General features: G+C 51.6%; 12 protein-coding genes and 1 pseudogene. 11 read left to right on the forward strand and 2 right to left on the reverse strand.

Going from position 1 to position 10,481, the window contains the following annotated elements; translation table 11 throughout:
- Positions 1-87: 87 nt before the first annotated feature.
- Positions 88-447: pseudogene (locus Q0835_RS28600) on the reverse strand (IS5 family transposase); the annotation flags it as partial.
- A gap of 434 nt (positions 448-881) precedes the next feature.
- On the opposite strand from Q0835_RS28600, the gene Q0835_RS28605 reads away from it, so the two are divergent.
- The 5 genes from Q0835_RS28605 to Q0835_RS28625 all read left to right on the forward strand — a co-directional run bounded on the left by Q0835_RS28605 (position 882) and on the right by Q0835_RS28625 (position 4,960).
- Positions 882-1,169: a hypothetical protein gene (locus tag Q0835_RS28605; protein WP_298966697.1), complete on the forward strand. Its 288-nt coding sequence runs from the start codon at positions 882-884 to the stop codon at positions 1,167-1,169.
- A 73-nt stretch (positions 1,170-1,242) separates the two neighbouring features.
- Entirely contained in the window at positions 1,243-1,653 is a 411-nt protein-coding gene (locus tag Q0835_RS28610) for a hypothetical protein (RefSeq protein WP_298966698.1), read from the forward strand.
- A 21-nt stretch (positions 1,654-1,674) separates the two neighbouring features.
- On the forward strand, positions 1,675-2,790 hold the full coding sequence (locus Q0835_RS28615) for a nucleotidyltransferase family protein (RefSeq protein WP_298966699.1): 1,116 nt from the start codon (positions 1,675-1,677) through the stop codon (positions 2,788-2,790).
- Positions 2,791-2,889: 99 nt separating this feature from the next.
- Positions 2,890-4,260, forward strand: coding sequence for an NAD(P)-binding protein (locus Q0835_RS28620; protein ID WP_298966700.1), 1,371 nt, complete (start codon positions 2,890-2,892; stop codon positions 4,258-4,260).
- A gap of 13 nt (positions 4,261-4,273) precedes the next feature.
- Positions 4,274-4,960 (forward strand): hypothetical protein, encoded by a 687-nt coding sequence (locus tag Q0835_RS28625; protein ID WP_298966701.1) that lies wholly within the window; start codon positions 4,274-4,276, stop codon positions 4,958-4,960.
- 387 nt (positions 4,961-5,347) lie between these two features.
- On the opposite strand, the gene Q0835_RS28630 is transcribed toward Q0835_RS28625, so the two are convergent.
- Entirely contained in the window at positions 5,348-6,802 is a 1,455-nt protein-coding gene (locus Q0835_RS28630; RefSeq protein ID WP_298966702.1) for a hypothetical protein, read from the reverse strand.
- A 1,005-nt stretch (positions 6,803-7,807) separates the two neighbouring features.
- Between Q0835_RS28630 and Q0835_RS28635 the strand changes: the two genes are divergently transcribed.
- The 6 genes from Q0835_RS28635 (at position 7,808) to Q0835_RS28660 (ending at position 10,252) form a co-directional block, all read left to right on the forward strand.
- Positions 7,808-8,584: a hypothetical protein gene (locus Q0835_RS28635; RefSeq protein WP_298966703.1), complete on the forward strand. Its 777-nt coding sequence runs from the start codon at positions 7,808-7,810 to the stop codon at positions 8,582-8,584.
- Positions 8,585-8,663: 79 nt separating this feature from the next.
- Positions 8,664-8,987, forward strand: coding sequence for a hypothetical protein (locus Q0835_RS28640; RefSeq protein WP_298966704.1), 324 nt, complete (start codon positions 8,664-8,666; stop codon positions 8,985-8,987).
- A gap of 93 nt (positions 8,988-9,080) precedes the next feature.
- Positions 9,081-9,389: a hypothetical protein gene (locus tag Q0835_RS28645; RefSeq protein ID WP_298966705.1), complete on the forward strand. Its 309-nt coding sequence runs from the start codon at positions 9,081-9,083 to the stop codon at positions 9,387-9,389.
- A gap of 11 nt (positions 9,390-9,400) precedes the next feature.
- Positions 9,401-9,625: a hypothetical protein gene (locus Q0835_RS28650; protein WP_298966706.1), complete on the forward strand. Its 225-nt coding sequence runs from the start codon at positions 9,401-9,403 to the stop codon at positions 9,623-9,625.
- A gap of 66 nt (positions 9,626-9,691) precedes the next feature.
- Entirely contained in the window at positions 9,692-9,925 is a 234-nt protein-coding gene (locus tag Q0835_RS28655; protein ID WP_298966707.1) for a hypothetical protein, read from the forward strand.
- A 39-nt stretch (positions 9,926-9,964) separates the two neighbouring features.
- Complete coding sequence (locus tag Q0835_RS28660) at positions 9,965-10,252, forward strand: hypothetical protein (protein ID WP_298966708.1); 288 nt, start codon at positions 9,965-9,967, stop codon at positions 10,250-10,252.
- Positions 10,253-10,481: the final 229 nt, after the last annotated feature.

Consider the following 10,481-nt stretch of genomic DNA (forward strand, 5'->3'; position numbering starts at 1 on the left):
CGGGCGTGCGGTCTTCAAACGTGTCGCATAGTTACTTGGGGAAAGGGGCGAGTTCACCCGAAACACGACCGCTGCAACAAGGTGGGTGAGCGCAAGGATTTTGGTCGTCCAACCACCTTTGGACTTGCCTATAGCCTGGCTTTGAGACCCCCTTTTCGCCTTGGCCGTGGCGATGGACCTTGACGATGGTGGCATCAATCATGGCCTATTCCATGTACGGTTCATCGCTTAAGGTGTTGAACATACAGTAGAATACATCGCGTTTGACCCATTCGCGAAACCGCTTGAATACCGTGTTCCACTTGCCAAACTCTTCTGGCAGGTCCCTCCATGGGCTGTCCGCGCGGGCAATCCACAAGACCGCTTCCAAAAAAGTCGATAATCGCTACCTGTGCGACCCGGATCGCTTGGCTTGCCTAAGCAGTACGGCTCCATCAATTCCCACATCCGGTCGGTGATCAAAAAGCGATCTGAGTTCATCAAGGCCTCCTCAAAAGGAAGCTTGAATCATATTCGTACCGATTTGGGGATCCTGATACTCAACTGACCCTAGAAAAGAAGTTCAACAAAACTACAAAAATCTTTCGGGTGATAAATTTGGGAATACTAAAATCACTCAGCAACGAACTGTACCTTTCAAATTTCTTGCCGCACGACGAGAAAACAACCGAGAAGATATTCAACAAGTACAAACACCTATGAAGAGTGTCACTCGCCAAAGCCTAGTGAGGTTTCCGTCGTTTGTTTCCTATCGAAACTGCAAAAAGCGTTAGAAATCGTAACTTTGTACGCACAACCTGTGGTGAAAAGCACAACTTTTGGTACTTGACTAATTATTTATGCGTGCAATTATCTCTCATCCACTACCCTAGGAGGTGATTATGGCAAATCCGTTTTTGCAAGCTGCTCGTTCGGCCCCTGTCAGGTCTCAGGGAGCGCGCAAAGCAAGCGGCTATTGGACATCGCCAGCGGGCAAACACAAACTGTTTGCCAAGAAGTGCTTCGCATTGGCGAAGCGGTACCGAGCGCAGGGCAACAAGAAGATGGCTTGGCGGCTTTTGAAGAACGGTCGCTATGCACTCGCCCTCTCCCGTCAGGAAGTTAAACTCTGGAAGCGAGGTCAAAATCTCCGCCGCAAGTCCATTGCACTCCATCGCGCCTATGCTTGATGTGTCCGGGACTGCCTGCCCTCGGGGTGGAGCGCCCGTTCCACCCCTAATATCTAAGAAGTCGAGGGAATAAATGAGCGACAATCTGCTATTTGGATATTCAGTTGAAGAACATGATGGCAAACTAGTGATCACGCTCGATGGGCAGATGGCCGTGCCGATCATAAAGGACTTAGCGGCCCGTTCCTGGCCAAATGGCAATGGACTGTCGAGCATGGCAGCGCTCTTTCCGTTCAGTCTGCTTGCGTCAAATGCTGTCGATTTAATCAATCCATCCGAAGAAAAGGAAAATAGTCAGGACAGCATGTCTATCGAAGACATCTTTGGTCAGGGTTTCGATAAAAATCTGAGTGAATTTGAAGACCAGATTGATCGCTATCGCTCTCTGCTTGCTGCGGCCGGTGGTGATGGTCAGGAGTCAGAAACTGACGCGAGAGACGCCGCGTCTGCGGCGCGTTTGAAGAAAACGGCCGCAAAGTCATGATGGCTTCGGGAGGACAGGACAATGAAACTCTCTGCAGAAGAAACACTCCTGCTCATAACGTGCAAGCCTCAGCTAACCGCTGCTGAAGATGCGCTGCTGTCCAGGATCGTTGCGACCCAGCTGAACTGGTCTTTCCTGCTCTGGCGCGCAGAGACCTATCAGACTACTCCTCTAATACTTCATCATCTGAACCGGACCGGTTTGACAGCAAAATGTCCTGGCTGGGCCCAAGAGTACATGCGCTATTGGTCTGCGTTGAACAGGGCGCGGACTGAAGTACAGTTTTCGTTCCTTGGAGAACTGTTGAACCACCTCAGCCAAATGTCCATTGATCACTATATGTTTAAAGGTTCACTGTTCGCTGCTCTGCTCTACCCGGCCCCCAACCTGCGGCCAATGCAAGACATCGATATTATGGTGCGGACGGAAGACGTAAGGCAAACCCAGAAAGCACTTTACTCGCTGGGATACAAACACGGTGTTTTCAATCCGGCAGACGGAAATTTTACGCACATGTTTCGCCGAATAACGCCGGCAATGATCGAGCACAAATATGCGCTCCATTCTGTGACCAAGATTGCAAAGGTCCAACCAACTTTCGACACGTCCATGATCGCTCCCGAATGGTGCCTAAGGCAGATCAAGAGCTACGTTTGCAACGATGGCTCAGTATTGATGCCGGTATTTGTCGATACCCATTTTAATCTCGCTGCCGGAATGGATGAAGCTGATGTCTGGAGGGGTGCAGGGTCGCGCAGGGTATTGGGCCAGGAGGTATTATGCCAATCCCTCACGACTGCACTTTGGTTCAGCGCGGCACGTGTCTATTATGAAGCCTTTCAGCACGGTACCCTGAAGATCCAGATGCTGGGTGATATCGATGCTTTGCTGCGTGTTCATGGCAACGAAATTGACTGGGCAGAACTTCTTGCAGCGGCAAAAAAATACTGTTTCAGCGCTGCTATTTTTTATGTGCTCCAGCAGATCACGGCTCTTTTTGAAACGCCAGTTCCGGAAACGGTTTTGGCAGTACTTTTGCCCAATCAGAAATGTGAACCTGATCCGGGGGACTTTGGAGAAATCCTGCCCAAATTGTTGTCCAGAACAGTTGTGACCGACCTGCAGTATTGCGCTTAGCGTCTACATATCCTCGAGGTCTTTCTTCAGTTTTGACGTTCCCGGTCATCGCCGCGCACGCAGAGAATTCTTCGTCAATTTGTTACTCGGGAGAAAAGAATGATCAAGAATCGTGTCGCCATCGTTGGAGGCGGTCCAGGTGGCCTTGCCCTCGCTCGAACACTTGCCGGACAGGATATCGACTTCACGCTATTTGAGGCGGGTCCAGCCTTATCAAACCGCAGGCATAATCGAGCGGAAGATCTCGGAACTGGAATTGGCGGCGCAGGCCTTTTTTCCGATGGTAAGTTCAGTTTTTTTCCCTCCGGCACCCATCTATATAGGCTCGACCGGAAGGACCGACTGGAAAACGCCTTTACAGATATTGAAACCTTGTTGCGGGAAGTCGGCATTCCGATACCAACACGAGAGTTTTTGTCACCCTTGAACGGCGGCGCCGTTTCCGACTGCATGCATTCGAAAGTCTACCCCTCCAGCTACGGTTCTTTGGAGCAACGGGAGATCCTAACCGCCCGTATGATCCAGGGTTTCGAATATAAGATCCGAACTGAAACGCGCGTTAGCAAGATAGAAATGTGTCAGGCGGGTTACCGAATTAGTTTCGAAACACCCAGCGCCCGCCAGCAACAGGAGAATTTCAATGCTGTAGTCCTCGCCACAGGGCGATTTGGTCCAAGCGAGTTTCCAGGCTTGATGGGCAATCAGATCAGTACTACGGAGCAGAGGTATGAATTCGGTATTCGGATTGAACACAAGAATGGCGTCGGCTTTTTAAGCCGGGTGAAGCGGCCCGACGTCAAGCTGATTCTTAACACCGCTGGATGTGAGGTGAGGACCTTTTGCACGTGTCGCGATGGGGAGGTCTGGAGGATTCCCTATGGTAAGGCAGCAGCCCTTTCTGGACGTTCGGACGGACCTCCAAGCGGCTATTCTAACTTTGGCTTGCTGGCACGGTTCACTGACGACCGACTAGAACGCGGTCGGGATATCTGGGCTACTCTACAGTCTTCAATCGACCAGGACACGCCTGCGTTGTGGCAACCCCTTTCCGAATTTCTGAAGCAGGTAACAGCCTCCAAACTCAACGACCAGACCAACGGCTCACGCCCTTGGTTTCCGAAAGAGAAGTTTATGCGCGGCGACATAGCAAATCAGTTGCCTCCAGAACTCTATCGGATCCTGTGTGAGGGCATTCGCGTGCTCGTCGATCAGTTCCCCGACATAGCGTCTGACGACACAATTTGCCTTTTTCCCGCTGTTGAAGGCGTGGGACATTTTCCGGCGAGTGACGCGACCTTGGAAAGTAAGCGCGGAAACATCTGGTTCTGCGGGGATATAGTTGGCCGGTTCAGAGGCCTTGTGCCTGCACTTGTGAGTGGGGCTTATGTTGGACGAGCAATCGGCACCAGATTTGGACGAGCTATCGAAAGATTGCCAGAGTTCGAACAGCAGTCCGTTCCCGCCGAGTAAATAGGAATAACCCATGCTAATTGCTATCGAAGGCATTGACGGTGCAGGGAAAACAACTGTCAGCGACCGATTGGTCAGCACCCTGAAACAACTTGGTACTCCTGCTCGCGCTTGCCGGAAAAACGACATTTCATTCAACAACACCTTTGCTGACAGCCGGCTGGGTCATTTGAGGGAAACGATTTGGCCGTCAGAAGGAGAGCCAGATGAGGATCTTCTCGGCACTCATTTCTACCTATATCTGCTGGCCGCCTGGTTTTCCGCAACCTCAACGAGGCTAGCGCCCTTCGCGGGCAACGATAAAGAGATGGTCGTCATTGACGGTTCTCACTACCGCGTTATGGCAAAAGCTCACCAGCGCGCCGGTTTGCCAATGGAATTCCTGTATCGGTTGTTTGATCATGTAGTCAAACCGGACCTAGTTATTCTACTGGATCTGGACCCTGCAATCGCCTGGCGACGCCGGTCCGTTTTCAGGGAGACAGAAATTGGCCGTTGGGATGGATTTGACGGCCCCCCCGAGACTGCATTTTGCCGCTATCAGTCTAGGATTCGCTATCTACTTTGTCAGTTCGCAGAAGAAAATGATTGGTTTGTTATCCGGCAAGACTGGGAAATGTGCGCAGATGACATCATAGACCAGATTGTTGCAAATCTCCCTATTTCACGGGAGCAGTTTATGACGAAAGAGACAGGTTGAGATCACACCATTTTTTGAGCATGTGCACCATTGCTCCGTGTAGAAATTATCTCGGCAAATAGTATCCGCAATTTATCGGTGTTGGTTTCCTCCCACAGTCTTCAGCTTCAAATTCGGTATCCCCCAACATCGCTTGAACCCACCCCGACCTATAAACGCGTCATACGCCGGCCGCTTCAGCGCCAGACGTATCCGTCCGGTTTCCCCGCACTGACGGTGTGACCGAGTGTTTGATAGTGTCCACCATCGATAGTGGACATCTTGGGGTACTCCATGGCGGGCAAGAAGGCCTCTGAACATTAAAGGGGCACAGACATACGGTAGGCGCGCTTTCGCGCTTATTATGCAGCTTTCTTGATCGCCTTAACGAAGCTGGAAATGAAAGGCCTATAAAATTTGCAACACTACCTCCGAAGGCTCCTGCCCCTGACTTGAAGCGCTTACCGCAGTGGATTGGTTTGCCAGCGTCGCTGCCTCGAAGAGGCCGGTGACTATTTCACCGGCGATTTGCTCCGTTGACCTGTCATCTTCGCGCCCTTCAGGCTCAGCGGGCGCAAGTTCCGCTACTGGCGGCGCAGTGCTTTCAACGACCCGCGAGATAACTCCATCCAAAAAGCTCTGAACCGCTTCTTCGGTGGGATCCTTCTGAAGCTGTTGCTGTCCAGGTATTCGCACAACATCTGAATCTGGCGAGTCATCTCGTTCCATTATTTCTTGGAAGAGATCGGTCACGAACGCTTCATCCCAGGAACCGTCTTCCGAAGCTGATGTTTCGGCGCGGGAACCGGTTGAAGCCCCATCGCTGGCTGTTTGGGAATCCACAACAACTTCTGTCAGCGGCTCCGGCGTTTGCAGGTACCCTAAGATCTGGGCTTGGCGCTCAACACTCGCCACAAAGTGTTTGTTCAGATTTTGCAGATGTGCGCGATCTGTCTCTGCATCCAACATGGAAATAGCGCTTAGCTGCAGGTTCAATTCGCCCAGTTGTCGTTCCAACTCCCTGACTTGGTCAGCGATTTCGGGAGAGTTTTGCGCTACTCCCGCATCAAGCAGTACCTGAAGTTTACTCAGTGAAGACTGTGCGTCGACAACAGCGGCTGCGGTTTTGATGTCCTGCGGGGCCGCTGCCTTAGAAAGCACTGCGAGGACAGAACTATTGCCTTCCTTTCCAAGCGTTCCAAGAAAGCCCGTACCGATCAACTTAAGGCTTTCGGCGGGCCACGTCGATTGTGACGAATCCGACGCATAACTAATGCCAGTCTTCAAGGTTTGTGCGATCGTTTGCATCGCCGCGCGCATCGGAGTTCTAATAAGTTCCTTATTGAGTTGCGAGGCATCACTGCTTGTCAAAGCCTCTGCGGATGCGTCGGCGATTAGTGTGGCGGATACGAATGCCCCCATGGTGGATGCGGCATTCAAAGCAAATGAAGCTATGAATTTTGACGCGGACTGTTGGTTTTGTATGGCAGCCACGCTTTGGGCGATTCCGGCAATGACGGCGGAAATTCCTCCCATGACCAACTGCGTTTTCCACCGCGTTTGAGCAGATTCCACTGCTCGCTCGAGTCGTGTCGACGGTACCTCATGCTCGGTCGAGAGAGAGCTTTGAGCCCTGTTTTGTTCTATGGTGGCCAAGTTGATTTGATCGCCCGCCGGGAAAATTATACCGCGCAGGTAGTTTACCGCACCGTCTGTGCTCTCGATTTCGCTCTGAGAGGAATCGTTCGACACAAACTGGCTGCCGGGTTTCGAAAGCGCCGCTACTGCTTCCTGGATCACCTGTTGCTCGGTCGGGTTCGAAGTACCCTGATCAACAAGGGCTTCGGACGCAGCCTTCAGCACATCTTCAGGTATCGCACCGGGATTGTTCCTGTAGTAGGTCCCAACCATTGCCGACCCAATCCGTCCAGCGCCAAGCCCTATAACAGCAGCTGGAATGGCCGTTATAGCACTTCGAACAATGACCGCATGAAACTGGTTGCCCATAATGTGCTTCGCCGCAAGCGACTTCAGGCGTGGAAACGCCGGTCCGTGGGAAAGCCGCGCACCAAATTGCACAAATTGGGAGGCCGACTCCTTCAACGCATTTGTTTTGCCATCCAGATCCTCAAGCGCACTAAGAACAGCTCTTGCTTGATCCTCGCGACTATCGAATTGCAATTTTCGGGTTTCATTATTGAACGAAGGCATTGGAACTTTGTCGGAGCGGGATGCATTGGAGCTGAGCCCTTCTGCGACGAGATTTCTCACGTCACTGCTTTGCGAAGCAGCCCTTTCAAAAACAGTCGTGGCCGCAAAGGTTTTCAGCGTGGATAGTTGCTTCAGTGAGACCTTTTGTGGCAACTCCGGAGTTCTGAAATGGGAGACTTCATAGTTTCGCACGTCTTCCACGGTCGCTCCCGCTACCGTTGAAACTGCTCTTGCCGTGGCATTTTCATAGTCCTGCGCGACGTCAGCCCGGGCCCTCAACTGCTCAGCTGTCTGCTTGGACCCATCATCGCGAAGGGCGGACCGATTCACGTTTGCATTACCCCCCGGTTGCGCTCTTGGCGTATTGGGTTGAACCTCCTGTGTGTTAGTGGTGGAACTGGTTGATGCACCGATACCGTCTGACATGTGAGTGTCCTCTTTGAGATACATTTGTGCAGACTTTTTCACATAGCAGCGCTATATACTGTAATATTTTTTTGCTTTTTGGTTTAGTATTTTTGATAAGATATAGTTATTTGACTATTATTTACTGTTAAATATTTCATCTTCTCATAACAAATAGAAAATATTCACTGCGACCCCCCACCATTATTGTTTGAGTTGTAAATTCAACACCAATCCGGAAAGGAGAATCCAATGGGTGGTGGTAGTAACGCTGAGTCGGTCAATCCGGCCCAGCAGCAGATGGCACTCGAACATGAGCAGAAAATGCTCGGGATCGAAAGACAGGAGGCAGAGTTGAAGCTCAAAGCCTATGAGGCGGAAGTGGAAACAACGCTGAAAGAGCTTGAACGAGAAGAGGAGCTGAACGCTGAAAAACACGAAACAGCGATGAAGGCAGAAGATGCCAAACAGGCAGAATTTGACCGGGAAATGCAGGGCCATAAGCCAGGCCAGGACGAAGGTCCCGGGGAAACCGACGGTGTCAATGGAAGGTCGACCGAGCAAGCTTGCAGTTGTGAAATCGATGAAGACGTGTCTCACGACCCAGTCGGAAACGACGAGACCATAAACAGCAAATCCGATGTTGACGGGACCACACTGCCAACCACTTCGGCTGCTGACGAAGAGGCTGATCAGACAGACGCGTCGACGGTCGACGATGCCGATGACAATCCAACCATCACAGCCGAACTCGGCGACGATGGAAAATGGGATATCACACTCGAGAATGCACCAGATGACTGGTTCAATTCGCAGAATGCGTCTGGTGGGTCTGCCACCTCCAGAAACGCCGATCCCGCAGCACCATCACCGATGTCCGAGGAATGGCGGTCTTACTTCGCCGACCTCTTCAGTGGTGAGCCCAAACCGGCAAGCGAATTCGACCCGGAGAACCCTCGTGATCCTGATCTGGTTAATTCGGAACCGACCATGCGACCTGATCATCCTGAATCACCCCCTCTCCACTGAAAAAGCTGGGAGCAGCATAACAACGAATTGCTGCTCCAAACGTGAACTGAACAAATCAAATTAGGTGAAAGGACCTATCATGGCCGAGCCAGTAACACAGACCGACGGCGGACAAAACCTGCCCCCGTCCGAGGACAACAGCAGTACAAATAGCAGCCAGAAATCAGGCCGGGCAGCCCCCGATGCCGCCGCAATTGTGGATGCTGCTTCCGAACGCGCCATGCTGCGCAGCGCTCAGATGAGCGCGGCCTCCATCGAGAACGGCTCCCGCAACGAAGCGGTATCCATTTCCAACACCATGTCTAGGGACTCAAACCAGACGTCACGTACAATCTCGACGAACGAGGCGTCAGATTCATTGCGCCATAACACCAACACTCGTCAAACACTGCAGGTGCAGTAGTGGCCTGAGGGCCGCCGGGCAGGCTTGCCAGGTCGGTAAGTCTGCCTGACCGGCCAGCCAGGATAAATCGAACATCGCCTGGAGGATGGCATAATGGAAGAAATGTTTCCGACATTTCAAATTCAAAGAGTCCTGGATCCCTCGATGCTTGCGGCTCAGGGACGCGCAGAACACACTCAACTGTCCAGCTTTCATCGTCTCGATCCCATCCAGCGTGTTACCGCTCTGAGATCACGAAAGCTGCTCGAAAAGCTCGATAAAGTGCTGCACCAAAACGAAATCGAATTTTTCGACCATACCATCAGGCGCTTTCAGTCCGATGCCCAATCACGGGACGCTATCCAATCCCTGGCATCCAAATTTTCCATCATCAGCAGCCTGCAACAGGCGCTGAGCAGCTAAGGAGACACAAAATGGCAAACCCTGCAACTGCAGCTTCAGGTGCTTCAGGCGGAACGATCCCAGGCGCCGAGGCCTTCGACAGTGTTCAGAACACGATGAACCGCACAGCGAACACACTCCGAGAAGGTGAAAGCAATCGGCTGAAAGCGGACATAAACACCATTGGCAAAGTAAATGCGCATTTTGATGAAGCGATGTCTAAGAACATTGATCGTCAGATCGATAATCTTCGTTGATTGCGCGCACACCAGGGCACGGATCTTAAAAGCAAGGTCCCAACCCCAGATCTGAAGGAGCGTTTCATGGACCCGCTAACCAGCACGGTGAATGCGGCAGGTACATCGGTGGACCTGGCAGTCTCTTATGCGGAGGATGCAAAAAACACCCACAACTCAGCAAAAAACATGCAACGTGAAGGTGAAGCAAAACGTCAGGCGATGGAGATCAAAGCGACCCAGGGCATGGCAGACCAGACGCAAAACCAGCTTCGAGATATCGGTGCCTCTCAAGCGCAGGTTCTTGCAGGGACCCAGTAATGATCAATATTGCAGCGTGAATAGGATGGAGACACTGCTATGATAATAGGAACTGGTAACCTGGTTGCCACGGCAGTCTTGAATAAAACGGAGGGAGAAAAAAACCGCCAAAAAATGGTAACAACTGCTAAGAACGAGGAACATCTCACGTTTCTAAAAGAGCGCACGCTGGCAATCAGGGCTTATCGACAACAGGAGCGGAGTACACAACTCTCCGACACGCAAACGAGCACTTTGTCAACTTTGAAGGACTTCAAAGACTACAAGGATAAAGATAGCGAAACATCAAGCCGCAATCGCGAGCGGTTGTTGTCCATTCAGCTTTGACCTTTATACTCATAACGCAACAATGATGTGCCCTTGCTACAGACCATCGAACCAATACGCAGGTGGCCGGAGCCGCAAATAAAAATGACAGCTTCGGCCGTTCGCAGGACCTTGTATCCGTGTAAGAAGATCGAAAAATGAGTGTCCAATTGGGTAGTGTCGCAAATTTTTCTTGATGTGAGACCAATGGCTTTGTCTTGACACAGTTATCCTGCGAGTTCGATGAACT

The sequence above is a fragment of the uncultured Roseibium sp. genome (assembly GCF_947499295.1).
Lineage (GTDB): Bacteria > Pseudomonadota > Alphaproteobacteria > Rhizobiales > Stappiaceae > Roseibium.